Source organism: Nonomuraea sp. NPDC003707, from assembly GCF_053587055.1.
Genome location: NZ_JBSFNK010000014.1, coordinates 150322 through 168528 on the forward strand (window position 1 = coordinate 150322; position 18207 = coordinate 168528).

Here is an 18207-nt window from a genome sequence, read left to right on the forward strand (position 1 = left end):
GGCGACGGGTCAGAGGGTGGTCAGGTGGATGGTTGAGCCGCCGTGGCCGAGCTTCAGCGACACCTGTCCCGCTGGGGCGTCGGAGTCGATCTCCGGGTAGTCGTCGCTGGACACCGTGACGCTGATGCTGTGCCCGGCCGCGACACGATAGTGCGTGGGCCAGGTGCGGATGTCCAGGTCGTACGTCTTGCCGGGGCGTACCGGGACCGCGCGCTCGTGGCCGGAGCGGTGGCTCGCCTTCAGCCAGCCCTGGGTGATGCGGGTGGACGTGCCGTCGGGGGCGACGTCCTGCACCACGACCGCGAGGTTGCCGTCGGCCGCCGTGAACGAGGCCCGTACCTTGGCCTGGACCTCCCCCGCGAGGACCAGGTCGCGCTGGAGCGGCCCGGTCGCGAAGGACAGCCGCTGACCCGGCCTGCCCGCGACCGGCTCGGTGTTGACCTCGAAGGTGCGGGTGGCGGGCCTGCCGGGGTCGGGGGCCAGGGTGCCGTCCGCTCCGAGGCCGAGCTTCACCGGCCGCGCTCCGGCAGGGGGCCAGCTGTCGAGCTGCTGCCATCCCGTGCCGGGCGCCTCGTACGAGGTCACCCTGGCGGCGGGTAGCGGGGTGCCCGGGCGGCGGGCCAGCCAGCGGTCCCACCAGGCGAGATAGGCGCCGTTGCCGATGTCGGCGGGCTGCCCGGCCGGCCAGCCGTGCACCCAGGGGCCGGACACCAGCCAGACGTTGCGCTCGCGCGCCTGGAGGTTCTCCACCATGCCCTGGCGGTAGCGGTCGTACCAGCCGGCGATCTCCAGGACGGGGACGTCGAGGTTCTTCCAGCGGGACTTGACGCTGCGTTCGCGCCAGAAGTCGTCGTAGAGGGGGTGCTGGGCGTACGTGACGAGGGTGTCGGGGGCGACGGAGCGCTGCCAGTCGCGGATCCTGGCCGAGTAGATGCCGCCCCGGTAGATGGTGTTCTCGTACCAGTCGCTGATGCCGTCCACGGGGATGATGGCGGCCAGGTGGGGTGGCTTGTTGACGGCGACGAGCAGGGACGAGTGCCCGCCGTAGCTGACGCCCGTCTGCCCGATCCGGCCCGTCGACCAGGGCTGGGCTGCCAGCCACTCGATGAGGTCGTAGTTGTCGCGCTGCTCCTGGCCGCTGAAGGGGTCGAGGTAGCCGGGCGAGTCGCCTGAGCCCCGGACGTTGCACACGGCCGCGACGTAGCCCCGGGTGACGAAGTACGCGGCGGCCTGGCCCTGGGGGCCTAGCTGGTTGTAGGCGTTGTAGTCGTAGACGATGCCGGGGAAGCGGCCGGGGGCGGGGGTGCCGTCGGCGGTGGCGGGACGGTGCAGGTCGCAGGCCAGGTGGCTGCCGTCGCGCAGGGGTACGGTGACGCGTTCCCGGTGGACGCCGTACTCGGCGGGGCGGTCGTAGGCGAAGAACGGGTCGGGAGGGAGGGATGTGGGAAGAGCGGGTTCGGCGGCTGCGGGAAGGGCGGGGCCGCAGGTCAGGGCCAGGGCGGCGGCGGAAAGTGCGGCCATGATCTTGAGGGGTTTCATCTTCCGGTCCTCTGGGGTGAAGAGCGAGGGGGTGGGTTAGAGGGGGTGGGAGGACGGAGGGGGGCCGAGGGGGGTGCCGCCGGGGCCGGTGGTGAAGGTGAGCCAGGGCTGTGGCGGCCGGAGGCGGCCCGTGGCCGGGTCCGTCTGGCCGGCTCCGGGGCGGGAGTAGTCGCACACGCCCGCGGGGAAGGCCGAGCGCAGCCGCGCCCACTGCTCCCCCGTGAACGCGACGCCGTCGTAGTCCCCCCGCCGCAGCGGCTTGAGGCGGCATTTCAGCAGGTCGCTGGTCGGCCCCTCGCCGGCCGCGACCCGGGTGTCGGCCTTGTGCGGGTACGCCTGGTCGCAGGCGGCCTGGTCGGTGACCTTGGCGCCGGAGATCCAGCAGGCGTCCACTGCCTCGGTGGGCCGGTGGCGTACGACCTTGGCGGGCAGCGGGATCGGCCGGCGGTCGGCCTCGACGGCGGCGAGCCAGCGGTCCATGACGTCCAGGGGCGAGCCGTCGCTGCCGTTCGTCCAGAGCACCTGGTTGCGGTGGTGGCCGTTGGCCCGGTCGAGCCGGTTGCGGAGCACGAGGCTGCGCCAGGGGTAGTGGTAGTCGTTGTTGTCGGTGCCGCGGACCACGAGGATCGGCACCTGGGCCAACCCTCGGCCGAAGACGACGCGTCCCGTGCGGTGCGCGATCTCGACGGCCGCGGCGTCGGCCTCGCTCCGCGACGGGGTCCAGGTCATGTCGATGTCGAACCCGCCGACCCGCTGGTTGAGGTCGACGAACTGTTCGGCGCTGATGCGGCCGTCGCGCAGCGCGGTCAGGCCGTACTGGACGCCGACGTTGTCCCACGGCCGCCGGGCGCACGGCACCCCGGCGCACCCCTGCGGACGGGCGCCGTAAATGGAGATCATGAAGTCCTGGAGGGTGCAGCGGACGCCGCCGGGGTTGCGTGCCGGGTCGTAGCTGGCCTCGCCCGCGCAGGACGTGCCGTCGTCGGGCTTCATGTAGTCAGGGGCGCGGCCCGCGGAGGTGGCGCAGACGCCGGTGCCGCCGTGCCCGAAGACGGCGGTCCTGTCGTCGGGGTCGCTCCACAGCGGCGAGGCGTCCATGGCGCGGACCAGCGCGGCGCAGTCGCCGAACTCGCGGTAGGCCCCGACGATCTGGTCCGGCCAGTCCTGGGTCGGCAGGAGGCCGTCCAGCAGGCCCGGGTAGGCGTCGGCGACGAGGTACTGCTGCAGCGCCCCGCCCGAGCCGCCGCGGCCGATGGTGTAGCGGATCTCGCCGTACGTCTCGACGACGCGCTCCTTGACCATCATGACGGTCTCGGCGGAGGTGACATCGTTGCTGTGCAGGGAGTTGTCGGTCATCGTGGACGACGCCACCGCGAACCCCTTGGCGGCCGCCTCCTGCGCCTCCGGCATGCTCAGCCCGCGGGAGACGCCCTGCCGGTACTGCTGGCCCGTGCCCGCCCCGAACACCCACACCAGCTTGTGGTTCCAGTTCGCCGGCACGAGCACGTCGTAGATCCCGCGGTTGACGGTGCCGCGTTCGAGGGTGGCCTTGACGCCGTTGCCGAGGGTGATCTCGCGGCGGACCGGGGCGGCGTCGCACCGGTCGTTCAGCGCGGGGCCGAGGCCGTTCTCGGCGGTCTGGCACTGCCACGGCCGCACCTGCGGGCCCGAGAACACCGGGCCGCCCGGCGGGTGGTCGGTGATGGTCAGCCGCTCGGCCCGTCCTCGCGGCGGGCGGACGGTCAGGACGTTCGCGCCGGGCGAGAGGCCGTCGACCAGCCCGGTCAGCGTGCCGTCCGGCCCGGGCGCGAAGCGGGAGGTGACGTCGGCGCCGTTGAGCTCGACCCGTACCCGTGCGGAGCCGGTGACCCTGACCAGCGCGTCACCTCCCGAGACGAGGTCGGCCCGGTTCGAGAGCACGTGGATGTCGAGATCCGGCTGCGGCGGGGACAGCGGCAGCGCCACCAGCGCCGGTATGAGGGCAAGCTCGCGCCAGGTCATGTCACTCTCCGGGGGGTCAGAGGGAGAACGCGCCCGTGAGCAGCGCGACCACGGTCATCACGAGGGTGGTGGCGAAGGCCCACTTGAAGATGAAGCGCTGGTGCTCGCCCAGTTGCACGCCGCTCATCCCGACCAGGATGAACGTGGACGCGGTGAGCGGGCTCAGCGGGAATCCGGTGGTCATCTGGCCGAGGATGGCCGCCCTGGCCACCTCGGCCGGAGCGCCGCCGAAGCCGCTGACGGTCTCGGCGAGCACGGGCAGGACGCCGAAGTAGTAGGCGTCGGGGGTGAAGACCAGGCTGAGCGGCATGCCGGTGAGGGCCACCAGCACGGGCAGGTGCCCGCCGAGGGAGTCGGGGATGACGCTCACGAACGCCGACGCCATGCTGCTGATCATCTTGGTGCCGGTGAGGACGCCGGTGAACACGCCGGCCGCGAAGATCATCGTGGTGACCAGGACGACGCTCTTGCCGTGCTTCTCCAGGAGCTCCTGCTGGCGTTCCCAGGTCGGGTGGTTGACCAGCAGCGCGATCGCGAACCCGACCACGAACAGCACCGGCAGCGGCATCACCTGCAGCACGAGCCCGACCAGCAGGGCGACCGTGAGGACCAGGTTGAAGGCGGTCAGAGCCGGGTGGACGGGCGCCCGCTGGGTGCCGGGGCCCTCGCCGACCAGCCGCTCTTCAGGCATCTCGGGGGCGGAGATCATGCCGAGGCGGCGGCGCTCCTTGAGCCCGATCAGGTACGACGCCACCAGCACCCACGCGATCCCCGCCGCCATCGCGGGCAGGACCGGCGTGAACACCTGTGAGCTGTCCAGCTTCAGAGCCGCCATCGCGCGGGCGGTGGGCCCGCCCCAGGGGATGAGGTTCATGACCCCGGCGCCCAGGCAGACGACGCCCGACAGGACGAGCGGGCTCATGCCGAGCCGCCGGTAGACCGGCAGCAGCGCCGAGACCGTGATGAGGAACGTCGAGGCGCCGTCGCCGTCGAGGGCCACGCACATGGTCAGTACGGCGGTGCCGACGGCGATGCGGAGCGGATCGCCCTTGGCGACGCGCAGGATGCCGCGGATGAGCGGATCGAAGAGGCCGGCGTCGATCATCAGGCTGAAGTACAGGACCGCGAACGCGATCATGATGCCGGTCGGCGCGACCTTGGTCAGCCCGTCGAGGACCATCTTCCCCAGCTCGCCGCCGAAGCCCCCGGCCAGCGCCGCCAGGACCGGGATCAGCACCAGCGCGATCAGGACCGACACGCGCCTAGTCATGGTGAGCAGCAGGAACAGAACGATCGTGGTGAATCCCAGGGCCGCTAGCATCGGTGTTCGCCTTCTTCCTCGCCCGGCTCGCGGGGGGTGACGTGCCGGAGTGTTACGGAAGAGTTTCCGAGCGAGGAAATCTCAGGTCCAGCATCAAAGCAACATTTATCCATGCGTTCTGCGCAAAAGTTCGGGTCTATGCTCGCGCCATGGAGGCGAACCTGCGGCTGCTGGCCGCGTACGCCGCCGTGGCCAGAGCGGCGAGCTTCACGGCGGCGGCGGCCGAGATGCACGTGTCGCAGTCGTCGCTCAGCCGCGCGGTGGCCGAGCTGGAACGGCTGCTCGGCGCGCAGTTGCTGGAGCGCGACACCCGCAACGTGCAGCTGACGGCGGCCGGGGTGGAGACGCTGCGGGTCGCCGAGCAGATCGTGTCCGCGCACCGGTCGGGCATGAAGGAGCTGGAGCGCTACCTGCTCGGCGAGTCGGGCGTGGTGGCCGTGGCCACGCTGCCGTCGGTGGCCGCGGTGCTGCTGCCCCGGGTGATCTCCGAGTTCCGGCTGCGGCGGCCGATGGCCGGGTTGCGGATCATGGACGGCCTGGAGCAGGTGGTGCTCGGCCGGGTGCTCTCGGGGGACGCCGACTTCGCGATCTCCACCGTCGGCGCCGCCCCCGAGCAGCTCGAACACCGCCCGCTGATCAAGGACCGCTTCCACGCCGTGCTGCCCGAGGACCACCCGCTCACCGAGCTCCCGGAGATCACCTGGGAGGAGCTGGCCCGGGAGCCGTTCCTCGCGATCGGGCCGGAGTCGAGCGTGCGGCGGCTCACGGACGCGGCGTTCGCGCAGGCCGGGGCGGTCCCGACGCTGGCGGCCGAGGCGGGGAGCGTGGCGACGGTGGGCGGGCTGGTGACGGCCGGGCTGGGGGTCTCGGCGATGCCCGCGCTGGTGCTGCCGCTGATGGGGGCGGGGCGGCTGGTCTACCGGCCGCTCGCCGAACCCGTCGTGGACCGCCGGCTGGACGTCGTGGTCAGGGCTCGCCGCACGCTGCCGGTGGCGACGAGCGCGTTCCTGGACCTGCTGGACGGGTTCCGCCGCGAACTGCGGGACCTGCCCGCGGGCGTCTCCTGGAACCGCGACTGAGGCCACCCCGTGATTCATGCGCAAAGCGCATTGAATGATGGGTTTCTTGTGCTGGACACGCATTTCACCGCCTCGGCAGGATGAAACGGATCGGGAGGCGAAGGAGCGCGGGTGACAGGCACGGGTCAGGAAACGGGCGGAAGCGGCCAGGGGCAGCTGCGCGGGCTGAAGGTGGTGGAGTTCGCGCACGTGGTGGCCGGGCCGATGGCCGGCTCCATGCTCGCCGACCAGGGTGCGGACGTGGTGCACGTGGAGGCCCCCGGCGCCGGCGACGCCGCCCGCGCGATGGGCCCGGTACGGGACGGCGTGCCCCTGTGGTTCAAGGTCGCCGGTCGCAACAAGCGTTCGGTCACCCTCGACCTGCACCACGCCGCCGGACGCGAGATCGCCCACCGGCTGGTCGCCTGGGCGGACGTCGTGATCGTCACCCTGCGGGCCGGGCGGCTGCGCGACTGGGAGCTGGACTGGGAGGCCGTGCACCGGATCAACCCGAAGGCGATCCTGCTGCAGATCTCGGGGTTCGGGGCGACGTCCTCGCGGGCGAACGAGCCGGGCTTCGGCAAGATGGGCGAGGCCAGGAGCGGGGTGGTGCACCTGACCGGGTTCCCCGACGGGCCGCCCGTGCACACGGGGTTCTCGCACGGGGACGCGGTCACCGGGCTGATGGGCGCGTACGCCGTGCTCGCCGCCCTCCACCGCCGCGCGGGCGACCCCGGCTTCGACGGCGAGTGGATCGACCTGGCCCTCTTCGAGCCCCTCTACCGGCTGATCGAGTGGCAGATCATCGCCTACGACCAGCTCGGCGTCGTACCCGAACGGGCGGGCAACCAGCTCGCCGTCGCGCCCGCCGCGGTGATCAACACCTACCGCTCGGGCGACGGCGAGTGGATCACCGTGACGTCCGCGACCCTCCGCTCGGTACGCAACGTGGCCCGCCTGCTCGGCCTGCCCGACGAGGACTTCGCCACGTCCGCGCAGCAGCATGAGGGCCGGGAGACCCTGGACAAGGGCCTGCGGGAGTGGGTGGCCGCGCGGACCACGGACGAGTGCCTGGCGGAGTTCGCCCGAGCGGAGGTGGTGGCCTCGCGGGTGTTCACCGCCGCCGACATCGCCGCCGACCCGGTCTACGCCGAGCGCGGCGACATCATCACCGTCGACGACGCCGACCTCGGCCCCGTGCGCATGCAGGGCGTGATCCCCCACTTCCACCGGCAGCCAGGAAAGGTCTGGCGCACCGGCCCCGCGCTCGGGCAGGACAACCACCTCGTCTACCACGAGTGGCTGGGGCTCGCCGAGGAGGAGCTGGCGGAGCTGGAGCAGCACGGTGTCATCTGAGCGTCCCCTGCTCCGTTCCCTGCTCTTCGTCCCCGGCACCAGGACGGAGTGGCTGGCCAAGGCGGAGGCGGCCGGGGCCGACGCGGTCATCCTCGACCTCGAGGACGCGGTCCCCGACGTCGGCAAGTCCGAGGCTCGCCGCGCGGTGGCCGAGGCAGTGGCCGGCTACGCGGGGCACCTGGCCCTGTTCGTCCGCGTCAACCCGCTGGACGGGTGGGCGGGGGCGGAGGAGCTGCGGGCCGTCGCGCACGAGCGGCTCACCGGGGTCGTGCTGCCCAAGGTGAGCGGCCCGGAGGACGTGCGCCTCGCCGACCGGCTGCTCGCCTGGTGCGAGCGCGAGCGCGGCCTGCCTCGGGGGCACATCGCCCTGGTGCCGCTGCTGGAGACGGCCTCCGGGCTGCGGGCGGCGTACGACGTCGCCATGGCGGCCCCGTCCCGGATCGCCTACCTCGGCGCCGTCACCGCGCCGGGCGGCGACGTCGCCCGCGCCGTCGGCTACCGCTGGACCCCGGAGAGCACGCTCGGCCTGCGCTCCCGCGTGCTCCTCGACGTGCGCGCCGCCGGGATCCCCAACCCGGTCGCGGGCCTGTGGACGAGCATCGGCGACCTGGACGGGCTGCGCTCCTTCGCCGCGCAGAACCGCTCGCTCGGCTACGAGGGCATGATGGCCATCCACCCCTCCCACGTCCCCGTCATCAACGCGGCCTTCTCCCCCTCCCCCGACGAGCTGGCCCGCTACGCCCGGCTGATCGCGGCGGTGGAGGCGGCCCAGGCCGGCGGGTCGGGAGCGGTGACGTTCGAGGGCGAGATGGTGGACGAGGCCATGGCCGCCACGGCACGCGCCGTCCTCGACCGGTACGGCCGATAAACCGGTTGCGGGCGCCGCGAGACTGAACGGCATGGAACGAACGCTGATCAGCTCCATCGCCCACCGTGACCATCCGATCGCCGCACCCATCACGCCCGGCAACCTCGACCGCCTGCTGCTCCGGGCCGCGCTGCCGGAGGGGGCCCGCGTCCTCGACCTGGGATGCGGTGAGGGCGAATGGTCGCTCCGCGCGCTCGAACTCGTCCCCTCGGCCACGGCCGACGGCGTGGACCTCTCCGCGGAGGCCGTGTCCTCGGCGGGGCGGGCTGCGGCCGCGCGTGGCCTGTCCGACCGGCTGAGGCTGCACGAGATGTCCGCGGCCGAGTTCTCCTCGGAGCAGCCGTACGACCTGGTGCTCTGCGTGGGCTCGACCCACGCGTTCCAGGGATTGAAGGGCACGATGGACGCGGTCGCCAGGTTCGTCCGGCCGGGCGGGCTGGCGCTGATCGGGGAGGGCTTCTGGGAGCGGACCCCTGCTCCCGAGGTCGTGGAAGCCATCGGCGCGTACCCCGACCTGGCGGGCACGGTGGCCGCCGCCGAGTCCGAGGGCTGGCTGGCGGTCTACGGCCACGTGAGCACCCTCGCCGAGTGGGACGAGTACGAATGGTCGTGGACCGGCAGCCTGGCCCGATGGGCCGCCGCCAACCCGGGCCCCGACGGCGACCAGGCCCTCGCCGTCGCGCGGGAGCACCGCGAGCTGTGGCTCAACGGCTACCGGGAGGCGCTCGGCTTCGTCACCCTCCTGCTCCAGCGGGTATGAGAGAGCGGCCGGGCCTCTCGCCGAGAGGCCCGGCCGGCGGGGACTAGCCGTTGATCAGGGCCACGGCCAGGTCGGGGTCGAACTGCCCGGCCGGCTTGGTGGAGGCGTTGCACACGCCGTCGGAGTCACCGGGCACCTTGACCCAGAAGACGTACTCGGCGCCGCTCAACTGCCTGACCGGCGAGGCGCCGAGCTTGCGCCCGGGCGGGTTGCACCAGTTGTCCTCGGGCGTACTGTCCGAGTAGGGGCCGTTGCCGTTGCGGCTGGTGTCGATCACGTACTTCTTGGCGCCCACGGTGCCCGACAGCTGACCGTTGACCCCGACGGCGTACGTCTCGGAGTCGGTGGTCCAGAAGTAGTTCGACACGTTCACGGAGAAGCCGCGGGTGTTGGCGATGCCCGACTTGACCAGCAGCGGCGCGATGACGTCGGGCGCGAGCCAGGTGGCGTTGGCCGCGTCCAGGTAGACCCACGCGTTGGGGGCCTGGGCCTTCAGCACCTGCGTGGCGTCCAGCAGCATCGCGTACTGGTCCTCGGGGTTCTTGCCGATCTTGGTCACGCACCCGGCGGCGGCGACCGCGTCGGGCTCCAGCACGACGATCGCGTGCCTGGTGCCGATGGCCTTGGCGAACTCGGTGATCCACGCGTGATAGCCGGCCGCGTCGCCCGCGCCGCCGCCCGATTGGTTGGCGCACGCGTCCCGGTTGGGGATGTTGTACGCGACCAGCATCGGCAGCTTGTCCTGGGCCTGCGCCGCGCCGACGTAGGTGTCCACGGCCTGGGTGATGTCACTGAACCAGCCGCCGAACCACTCGAAGATCGGCTTGTTGGCGATGTTCGCGGAGATGGCCGCGGTCTGGCTCGCGTTCGGATTGGCCGTGACGAACTTGGCCGGGTTGGACTGGTTCCACACGAACAGGGCGGTCGGGCGCGTCGTCTGCGTCTCCATCAGCGACACGTTGTCGAACCGGATCACGGGCGTCCCGCCGGACCCGCCGAGCTGGAACGTCACCTCTGCCGCCGTGTCCGTGGCGGTCGCGGCCGTGAACGGGATGCTGTAGCGCTTGCTCGACGTGGTGAGCTGCACGCCCGTGGCCAGCGACTGGTTGGCGCTGGGCGTGGCCTTGTACTGCACCGTGGCGGTGGCCTTGAAGGCGACGGTGGAGTAGGCGTCGAAGGAGAGGGTGTAGCTCTTGCCCGGGTTCAGGGCGGCGGTGGTGGGGGCGGCCACCATGGCGTCCCAGGGGTTGGCGACGACGGCCTTCACGTCCACCCGCAGCCGCTGGGCGTCGAGCGCGACCGTCGTCTGGCCGATCGCGGCCCAGGGGGCGGTGGAGCTGTCGAAGGTGCCGTTCCCGATGAGCTGGGCGGCGGCTGAGGCGGGCTGGGGGACGACGAGAACTGCTGTCAGGACGGCGGCTAAAGCCGCGGTCTTGCCTGCGATGAATCGCACGTGTGCACCTTTCGGCGGGAGTCGCGGTTGATCATTACCGACCCCGTCTGACAAGGTCAAGAGGCGAAGTATGAACGTACGCACCGGCACCGGCGGTGACGGAGCGTACGTGCTACGGCTCCGCTATGATCGGCCGCATGGTTCCTGGCACCTTGTTTCTCTGATCCGCGTCCCTGAGCGGACATCGCAGCGCCTCCGGCGACCCGTCGGCACGGGTCCGGCCGAGCGCTCTGTTCCGCGTTCTTCGACGCGTTGACCGCCGGCTTCCGGCATCCACCGAGAAACGAGTGCATTTCCATGACTTCCCTGTCAGGGCACACGGCTGTCCTCAACACCCTCGACCCGGCCGACCCAGTCCTCGACGACCTCGAGCCGCTGCGCGGCGTGGTCGGTGACGCCCAGGTCGTGGCCGTCGGCGAGGGCGCCCATTTCGTCCGCGAGTTCAACCTCGCCCGTGCGCGGCTGCTGCGCTTCCTCCTCGAACGCTGCGGGTTCACCGACGTGGCGTTCGAGCTCGGATCCGCAGACGCCACCGCCGTCAACGCCTGGCTCGCCGGCGAGGGCGACGAGGCCGACCTCCTCCGGCTGGCCGGGCCCCTGACCCGCGGTGTGTTCGGAGAGCTGCTGCTCTGGCTGCGCCACTACAACCGGAGCAGGTCCCAGCCTGTCCGGATCGTGGGGATCGACCTGCCCAACACCCTCACCCTGCGGCCGGACCTCGGCCCGGTCGCCGAATACCTGCGGCTGGTCGACCCGGACCTCGACGACTTGGTGGCCGGCGTCCTGCGCGCGGCCGACGAGATCACCGGCGGCTCGGCCGCCGTGTCGGCGCCCGCGTGGGGCGCTCTCGACCCGGCGTTCCGGGACTCCCTCACCGCGAGCCTGTCCCGGCTGTCGCTGCGGCTGCGGGCGCTCGAACCGCTCTACGTCTCCCGCGCCGACCGGCACCTATACGACACGGCCCGGCGCCACCTGGATGCCGCCTGCCACACCGACTACATGCTCCGGGCGATGAACGACCTGTTCTCCGGCGCGGGCCTGCCGGGCGACACGTCGGCTCGCGACCGCTACATGGCCGCGGCCGTACAGTGGCATCTGGAGAGGGCCGGCAACGGCGCGCGAGTCGTGCTGGTGGCCCACAACAACCACATACAGAAGACCCCGGTCACCTTCGGCGGCCACCTGGCCGGCCTGCCGATGGGCCACTACCTGGCACGCGACCTCGGCCCGCGCTACCGCGCCGTGGCGCTGACCCACACCGCCGGCCAGGTGCCGGAGATGATCGTCCCCGCCGAGGGCTCCCCTGTCGGGTTCACGCTCGACGGCGTCAGCCTCGACGCCCCGGCCCCCGGGAGCGTGGAAGGAGCCCTCGTCGACGCCGGGCTCGGCGGGGCCGTCACCCTGACCGACCTGCGTACGGGGCCGCCGCTGGACCGTATCCGGTCGCAGAGCGCGACCGTGGACACGCCGCTGCACCAGGCCTTCGACGCGGTCGTGTGCACTCCCACCGCGACGGCGGACTCGTCGACCATGTTCGGAGCATCTTCATGAACCTCACCAACGCCGTCGTCACCGGCGCCGCCGGCGGGATCGGCAGGGCGCTGGCCGCCCGGCTCCGCTCGGACGGGGCACGGGTCCTGCTCGCCGACGTCGACGAGACGGCGCTCGGGGAAGCCGCGGCCGAGCTGGGGGCCGAGGCCGTCCGGACCGATGTCTCCGACGCCGCGCAGATGGAGGCGCTGGCCGCCGCCGCCCCGGATGTCGATCTGGTCTGCCTGAACGCGGGCATCGTCGGCCGGGACCTGGGCGCGCCGTGGGAGGTGAGCCCGCAGGACTGGGACCGGGTGTTCGCCGTGAACGTGGGCGGTGTGGTCAACGGACTGCGCGCGTTCGTCCCGCGGCTGCTCGCGTCCGGCCGGCCGGCGCACATCCTGATCACGGCTTCGCTGGCGGGGCTCGTCACGTTCCCGGCCGGTGGCGCGTACGCGGCCTCCAAGCACGCCGTCGTCGCCCTCGCCGAACAGGCGGCGCTGTCGCTGGCCGGCACGCCGATCGGCGTGACGATGCTGTGCCCGGCCCTGGTGCGCACCGGCATGTCGCCCGACGGCGAGGACCCCGCGGACATCGCCGACCAGGCCCTCGCGGCGGTGCGGGCGGGCGCCTTCACCGTGGTGCCGGACGGCTGGCCGGCCGCGATCACGCGGCGCGCCCACTGGCTGGCGACCGGAGCACCCCCGGAGATGCCGGCCGCCGGGTGATTTTGACCTCCAGGTCCAGAAACTGTTAGCGTCGTTGCCATGGGGAGGCCGAAGCAGTTCGATCCGGACGTGGCCGTCGGGCACGCCATGGACGTGTTCTGGCGCAAGGGCTACGCGGCCACCACGCCGCAGGACCTGGTGGACGCGCTCGGCATCGGCAAGGGCAGCCTCTACAACGCCTTCGGCAGCAAGCACGCGCTGTTCGAGGCGGCGCTGAGCCGCTACCGCGACAGCCAGGCGGCGGCGCTGATCGAGATGCTGGAGGAGCCGGGCCCCGTCAAGGACAGGTTGCGCAGGGCACTGCGCCTCCTGTCCGAGATGGACCTGGCCGACCCCGACCGGCGCGGCTGCATGGCCGTGAACGCCGCGGCCGAGCTCGGCCAGGCGGACGAGAGCGCGGCGCAGCTCGTGCGGCGGATGTTCGACCGCACCGAGGACGCCTTCCGCGCGCTGGTCGAGGAGGGCCGGCGCACGGGCGAGATCGCCGCCGACCGGGACGCCCGGGCGGTCGGGAGCCTGCTACTGAACACCGTCGTCGGCATGCGCCTGCTGGCGCGCGTCGCCGACGGCCCGGACCGCCTCACCAGAGTGGTCGACGCGGTCGTCGACTCCCTCTGACCCCACCCCTTACCGGGATCTATCACGCCTTCATTTTGTACCTTGAGTTCAAGAAAATTGGAGAGATCATGAAGCTCGGACTCGACTCCAAGACCGCCGTCGTCACCGGCGCCAGCCGGGGCATCGGCCTGGCCACCGTGCGGGCCCTGATCGACGAGGGGGTACGCGTGGTCGGCGCCGCCCGCACCATCACGCCCGAACTGGAGAAGTCGGGCGCCATAGCCGTACCGGCCGACCTGAGCACCCCCGGCGGGGTCTCCACCCTCATCGACACCGCCCTCGCCGAGCTGGGCGGCATCGACCTGCTGGTCAACAACGTGGGCGGCGGAGACGCCGTGGAGCCGGTCGGCTTCCTCGACACCGGCGACGCGGAGTGGGCCGCCATCTTCGACGTCAACCTGCTCAGCGCCGTCCGCGTCACCAGGGCCGCCCTGCCCAGCCTGATCGAGCGGCGCGGCTCGGTGGTGAACGTCTCGTCCATCAACTCCCGGCTCCCGGCCGCCGGCCCCGTCGCCTACAGCGCCGCCAAGGCCGCCCTGACCGCGCTCGGCAAGTCCCTCGCCGAGGAGTTCGGACCGCGGGGCGTCCGCGTCAACACGGTTTCGCCCGGCGTCGTCCGTACCGCACTCTGGGACGACCCGGACGGCTTCGGCGGCAAGATGGCCGCCCTGGCGGGCGCGGACCACGGCGCGTTCCTGGAGGGGATCCCGGCGGCGTTCGGCATCACCACGGGCCGCATCACCGAACCGCGGGAGGTGGCGGCGCTGATCGCGTTCCTGCTGTCGGACGTGGCGGGCAACATCACGGGCGCGGACCACGTCATCGACGGCGGCACCGTGAAGACCCTCTGACGCCCAGGACTTCCTTGGGCGGTGCAGTGGTGATAGCCGGCACTTACCCGGCGAGCTCCCGTTGCCGTAGGGCCGAACCGACATGGGCCGTGGGCGGACCCCCGCCCTACACGAGCCGTTGTCGTCTTGGGGCGCACCGCGTGCTGGACCGGCCTGCGATCAGCCCCCATCTGATCGAGGCTGGCGACAGTGAAAATCCAGGTCTATGGCCAACCGGGATCCGGGTGCCCGGTCACCGTAGCTCACCCTCCAAAAGGCCCATCAGGACCATGTCATGCCACGCGCCGTCCCGGCGGAAGGCTTCTCGTTCACGGCCCTCCACGACGAAGCCGACCTTTTCATAGACGCGGAGGGCGGCGGCGTTCTGCGCGACCACCGAGAGCCGAATTCTGTGGAGTCGCATCTCCGCGAAGCCGTATCGGCAGATCACTCTCACGGTGTCGGTGGCATAGCCGCGACCCCAATACTCCTTGTCCCCGATCCGAAGGTCGAGTTCGGCGGCGCCGGTCTCGGGTTCGGCATCGCGGAGCCGTACTGAGCCGATCAACCGCTTTTCGTTGAGCGGCTCGACGCCGAAGAAGGCGCTGGCATAGGAGTTGCGGGGCAGGTCCTCGAAGCGTCTGGTGATCTGTGCGAGCGACTCGGGATAGCTGCCGAACATCCAGCGCCCGACCTCGGGGTCATTGTTCCAACGCCACATCGGCTCGGCGTCGGAGGGTTCAAGGGGGCGTAGCCGTGTGAGATCGCCGGTCAGCAAGAGCCTCTCCATTCACAATGGATCATCTGGTCAACCGATCGACCCTTCCTCGATCTTCGACAGGAGCGGATCGATCGGCTTGCGGCATGGCGCTCGCTCAGCGGAGTAGAGCGGATCGGGGCACGCCCGCAAGATCGAGAGAGTACATGGCCATCGAGCAGGATTTCCGATGACCGACCGCCTGGACTCTTATGTCCGCGTACGTGGAACCTGGTGACGACCAACCCGGAGATCCTGATGGCCCCCACCCAGGCATACAGCCCTGCAGCCTCGGGTGGAGGAGCCCCGATTGGGGAATGCGAGGGAATCCGCCAATCGGGGCGTGGAGTGGTTGCCCCTGAGCCACGCCCTCTTCTCTGGAAGCGGTCTATGGCAGCGGCGCCCAGGGAAGCGGAGGCCCGTATTTCTCCTGCGCGGACTTCAGGCAGGAGATGCCTCCGATGAATCTGTGATGTCTCAGCCAACTGACCTTGGCATAGTGACGCCGCTGACGAACAAGCACGACAGTTCGTGATCACCGAGGCCCGTCACGGGCTTCGAGGGCTGCTGATGACCCTGCCGAACAGCCGACGACGGGCCCCGCTTCCGGTTATCGCCCCGGGGGCGGGGCCTCGGCATACGCCACGCCTGGGTGTGTCAGAGCGAGGAGTGACATTCGCCTACCGGCGAAGACCGGAACCGCACTACCCCCTTGCCCACTCCGCACCGTAGCCATACGATCACGACAAGGTACTCGTCTAGACGTAGGAGGCCGGCATGGGAAAGCACAAGGGCGAGGAGCCCAGCCTGAAGCCGTTCACTCCCCCAAAGGAGAAGAAGAAGAGCCAGGGCGACGGAGACGGCAGCGCGGGTAAACGCGGCAGCGGGGACGGGGACAAGAAGGACGGCAAGTGACCCTCGACTTGGGCGCCCGCATTGACGGCCTGATCGACGCCATCAGCGAGCGCCGCCGGGTCAGCGGCGCCATCGACAAGGCGCTGCGGGCCGTGCCCCGGCATCGGTTCGTGCCCCCTGCCGGGGTCGTTCTCACCGGAGGCGGCCCCCGCCTCATCGACCGGCACGCCGACCCGGACACCTGGTGGGCCATGGTGTACGGACCGGACGCCATCGTGACTCAGCTCGATGCCGGCGCAACCGACATCCGCGAGGTGGACGGGCGCTACACCTCCTCCAACTCCGCTCCGGGGACCGTCGTCGATCTGCTCACCCTGCTCGCTCCGGAGCCGGGTGATCGGGTGCTGGAGATCGGCACGGGGACGGGCTGGACCGCCGCGCTGCTGTCCCACCTGGTCGGCGAGCACGGCGTCGTGACCTCGATCGAGGTCGACCAGACCGTCGCCGAGCAAGCGGGAAAGACGCTGGCCGCGGCCGGCGTGCACCCGCGCCTGATCGTCGGTGACGGGGCGGACGGGTGGGCCGAGGGAGCACCGTACGACCGGGTCCACGTCACCTGCGCCGTCCACACGGTGCCGTATGCATGGGTCGAGCAGACTCGGCCGGGCGGCGTGATCGTGGCGCCGTTCTCGCCAGGCTTCGACGTCGACCTCTCCGTGCGGCTCGTGGTGATGCCGGACGGGGTCGCCGTCGGCCGGTTCCCCGGCTGCACGTCGTACATGATGATGCGCTCGCAGGACGGATCCCCTGTCTCCGGCGACGACGGCAGCGGCCGACGGTCCACGACCCAGGTGGACCCGCGCACGATCGCGCACGCGCCGGCGGGGGCGGGGCTGGCCATGTCGGCTCTCACCGGCCTGCACATCCGCGAGGTCGATGAGGGGGACCTTTTCGTGCTGTACGTGGTCGACCCGGCCGACCCGGCCCACTGGGCGGCGGCGGTTCACGACTCGGACGGCGATCACCTCGCGTACCAGCTCGGCGATCGGTCCCTGTGGGATGAGATCACCGACGCTTACGCACAGTGGGTGTCCTGGGGCGAGCCGGACCGGGAGCGGTTCGGCATGACCATCACGCGGGAGGGCCAACGGATCTGGCTGGACAATCCGGAGCGTACGCTGGGCCGCGCCGGGGCCTGAGCACGCGGAGAGCGGCCGCCTCTGGCCAGGTGTCAGGACCTCAACCAGGGAGATCGTGCCCCGGGCGCACGCGCCGTTGTCGCGGAACCGCCGACGACCGCCAACCGGGTTCCGCAGGGCTTTCAACCGCGATCGCCCAACGAGGCTTGCCGGATCCAGTAGGCGGGGTGGGCAGAAGTCGGCCCACCGCCTCGTAGGTCAAGGGGTGGGCCGACCAGTCGCCGAAGGCGTGGGGTGCGCCGAAGGCGCCCAGACAAGAACGTCTGAGCGCCTTCGGCGCGAAGCGCCCCATTGCGAAGGCCGTTGGCCTCGGGGCGGGGTCCAGCAGGTTGAACCCGGACGGGCCGCGGGTCCGCCTACACCGGGGTGTGCATGTGGCGGGTCAAGGCGTGTTCCACCAGAGTGATCAAGGTGGATTTCACCGACTCCCGCTGCCTGGCGTCCAGGCTCACGATCGGGATGTGGCCGCCGATCGACAGGGCCTCGCGGAGTTCGTCCTCCGCGTGCGCGAACTGCCCGTCCCAGCCGTTGATGCCGATCACGAACGGCAGCTTCGCCTCTTCGAAATAGTCGATCGCGGGGAAGCTGTCCGCCAGGCGGCGCGTGTCCACGAGGACGACCGCGCCGATCGCACCGCGTACCAGGTCGTCCCACATGAACCAGAAGCGGTGCTGTCCGGGCGTGCCGAACAGGTAAAGGATCAAGTCGCGATCGAGCGAGACCCGGCCGAAGTCCATGGCCACGGTCGTGGTGGTCTTGTTCGGTGTGAGGGAGACGTCGTCCACGTGCGCGGAGGCGTCCGTCATGACCGCTTCGGTGGTGAGCGGCAGGATCTCCGATACCGCACCCACGAACGTCGTCTTCCCCACGCCGAAGCCCCCGGCCACGACGATCTTCGTCGAGGTTAGGCCGGGGCTAGAGCCTGCGAAGTCCACTGAGCACCCTTTCGAGCAAGTTGAGGTCCGGCTTTCCGGCGTCCAGCGCAGGCTGGTGCACGCGGATCAGGCCCTCGGACGCCATGTCGGCGATCAGCACCCGGACCACCCCAAGGGGCTGGCGTAAAAGGGCGGAGATCTCGGCAACCGACCGGACGTTCCGGGTCAGTTGAATAATCGCCTGATACTCCGGACTAAGTAGGGAAATGTCTTGGTATTCCGACGTCACGGAGGACACCAATGCCTCCATGGCGAACTTCATCCGCGGAGCGGTGCGCCCCCCGGTCACGGCATAGGGCCGTACCAGGGAGCTCTGCTTCTGCGGACGGGGAGCCGCCGGATGCGGCGGAGTGCTATCACCAGCCCAACCCTGACCTGACACCATGATCTCCTGTCACC

Annotated in this window: 17 protein-coding genes; 10 read left to right on the forward strand and 7 right to left on the reverse strand. The window is 71.1% G+C overall.

Annotation, left to right across the window (positions count from 1 at the left end; all coding sequences use genetic code 11):
* Positions 1–9: 9 nt before the first annotated feature.
* From ACWDRB_RS33025 to ACWDRB_RS33035, 3 genes are read right to left on the reverse strand one after another with little or no spacing between them, the layout of a single operon-like run.
* Entirely contained in the window at positions 10–1539 is a 1530-nt protein-coding gene (locus ACWDRB_RS33025; protein WP_449900308.1) for a CocE/NonD family hydrolase, read from the reverse strand.
* Between the two features lie 36 nt (positions 1540–1575).
* A complete protein-coding gene (locus ACWDRB_RS33030; RefSeq protein WP_449900310.1) occupies positions 1576–3540 on the reverse strand; it encodes a DUF6351 family protein in 1965 nt (654 codons plus the stop codon).
* A gap of 16 nt (positions 3541–3556) precedes the next feature.
* Positions 3557–4861 (reverse strand): CitMHS family transporter, encoded by a 1305-nt coding sequence (locus ACWDRB_RS33035; RefSeq protein WP_449900312.1) that lies wholly within the window; start codon positions 4859–4861, stop codon positions 3557–3559.
* A gap of 149 nt (positions 4862–5010) precedes the next feature.
* On the opposite strand from ACWDRB_RS33035, the gene ACWDRB_RS33040 reads away from it, so the two are divergent.
* The 4 genes from ACWDRB_RS33040 (at position 5011) to ACWDRB_RS33055 (ending at position 8903) form a co-directional block, all read left to right on the forward strand.
* Positions 5011–5940, forward strand: a complete 930-nt coding sequence (locus tag ACWDRB_RS33040; RefSeq protein ID WP_357743098.1) for a LysR family transcriptional regulator — start codon at positions 5011–5013, stop codon at positions 5938–5940.
* A gap of 111 nt (positions 5941–6051) precedes the next feature.
* Positions 6052–7275 carry a CaiB/BaiF CoA transferase family protein gene (locus ACWDRB_RS33045; RefSeq protein ID WP_449900314.1) on the forward strand — a complete coding sequence of 408 codons (1224 nt, stop codon included), beginning with the start codon at positions 6052–6054 and terminating at the stop codon, positions 7273–7275.
* On the forward strand, positions 7265–8143 hold the full coding sequence (locus tag ACWDRB_RS33050; protein WP_449900316.1) for an HpcH/HpaI aldolase/citrate lyase family protein: 879 nt from the start codon (positions 7265–7267) through the stop codon (positions 8141–8143). Before ACWDRB_RS33045 ends, ACWDRB_RS33050 begins: the two co-directional genes overlap by 11 nt.
* A 31-nt stretch (positions 8144–8174) precedes the next feature.
* Positions 8175–8903, forward strand: a complete 729-nt coding sequence (locus ACWDRB_RS33055) for an SAM-dependent methyltransferase (RefSeq protein WP_449900318.1) — start codon at positions 8175–8177, stop codon at positions 8901–8903.
* A gap of 43 nt (positions 8904–8946) precedes the next feature.
* On the opposite strand, the gene ACWDRB_RS33060 is transcribed toward ACWDRB_RS33055, so the two are convergent.
* Complete coding sequence (locus tag ACWDRB_RS33060; RefSeq protein WP_449900320.1) at positions 8947–10356, reverse strand: glycoside hydrolase family 6 protein; 1410 nt, start codon at positions 10354–10356, stop codon at positions 8947–8949.
* 297 nt (positions 10357–10653) lie between these two features.
* On the opposite strand from ACWDRB_RS33060, the gene ACWDRB_RS33065 reads away from it, so the two are divergent.
* From ACWDRB_RS33065 to ACWDRB_RS33080, 4 genes are all read left to right on the forward strand, one after another.
* Positions 10654–11907: an erythromycin esterase family protein gene (locus tag ACWDRB_RS33065; protein ID WP_449900322.1), complete on the forward strand. Its 1254-nt coding sequence runs from the start codon at positions 10654–10656 to the stop codon at positions 11905–11907.
* Positions 11904–12614: an SDR family NAD(P)-dependent oxidoreductase gene (locus ACWDRB_RS33070; protein ID WP_449900324.1), complete on the forward strand. Its 711-nt coding sequence runs from the start codon at positions 11904–11906 to the stop codon at positions 12612–12614. The genes ACWDRB_RS33065 and ACWDRB_RS33070 overlap by 4 nt, the downstream gene beginning before the upstream one ends.
* Before the next feature lie 39 nt (positions 12615–12653).
* Entirely contained in the window at positions 12654–13232 is a 579-nt protein-coding gene (locus tag ACWDRB_RS33075) for a TetR/AcrR family transcriptional regulator (protein WP_449900326.1), read from the forward strand.
* Between the two features lie 68 nt (positions 13233–13300).
* Positions 13301–14083 (forward strand): oxidoreductase, encoded by a 783-nt coding sequence (locus ACWDRB_RS33080; RefSeq protein WP_449900328.1) that lies wholly within the window; start codon positions 13301–13303, stop codon positions 14081–14083.
* Positions 14084–14315: 232 nt separating this feature from the next.
* On the opposite strand, the gene ACWDRB_RS33085 is transcribed toward ACWDRB_RS33080, so the two are convergent.
* Positions 14316–14840 (reverse strand): GNAT family N-acetyltransferase, encoded by a 525-nt coding sequence (locus ACWDRB_RS33085; protein ID WP_449900330.1) that lies wholly within the window; start codon positions 14838–14840, stop codon positions 14316–14318.
* 756 nt (positions 14841–15596) lie between these two features.
* Between ACWDRB_RS33085 and ACWDRB_RS33090 the strand changes: the two genes are divergently transcribed.
* Together ACWDRB_RS33090 and ACWDRB_RS33095 are read left to right on the forward strand one after the other, a co-directional pair.
* Positions 15597–15734 carry a hypothetical protein gene (locus tag ACWDRB_RS33090; RefSeq protein WP_363962887.1) on the forward strand — a complete coding sequence of 46 codons (138 nt, stop codon included), beginning with the start codon at positions 15597–15599 and terminating at the stop codon, positions 15732–15734.
* Positions 15731–16873, forward strand: coding sequence for a methyltransferase domain-containing protein (locus tag ACWDRB_RS33095; RefSeq protein WP_449900332.1), 1143 nt, complete (start codon positions 15731–15733; stop codon positions 16871–16873). The genes ACWDRB_RS33090 and ACWDRB_RS33095 overlap by 4 nt, the downstream gene beginning before the upstream one ends.
* A 356-nt stretch (positions 16874–17229) precedes the next feature.
* Here the strand turns inward: ACWDRB_RS33095 and ACWDRB_RS33100 are convergent, their stop codons facing one another.
* Together ACWDRB_RS33100 and ACWDRB_RS33105 are read right to left on the reverse strand one after the other, a co-directional pair.
* Positions 17230–17760: a GTP-binding protein gene (locus tag ACWDRB_RS33100; RefSeq protein WP_449900334.1), complete on the reverse strand. Its 531-nt coding sequence runs from the start codon at positions 17758–17760 to the stop codon at positions 17230–17232.
* 28 nt (positions 17761–17788) lie between these two features.
* Positions 17789–18193: a DUF742 domain-containing protein gene (locus tag ACWDRB_RS33105; RefSeq protein WP_225964010.1), complete on the reverse strand. Its 405-nt coding sequence runs from the start codon at positions 18191–18193 to the stop codon at positions 17789–17791.
* Positions 18194–18207 lie beyond the last annotated feature (14 nt).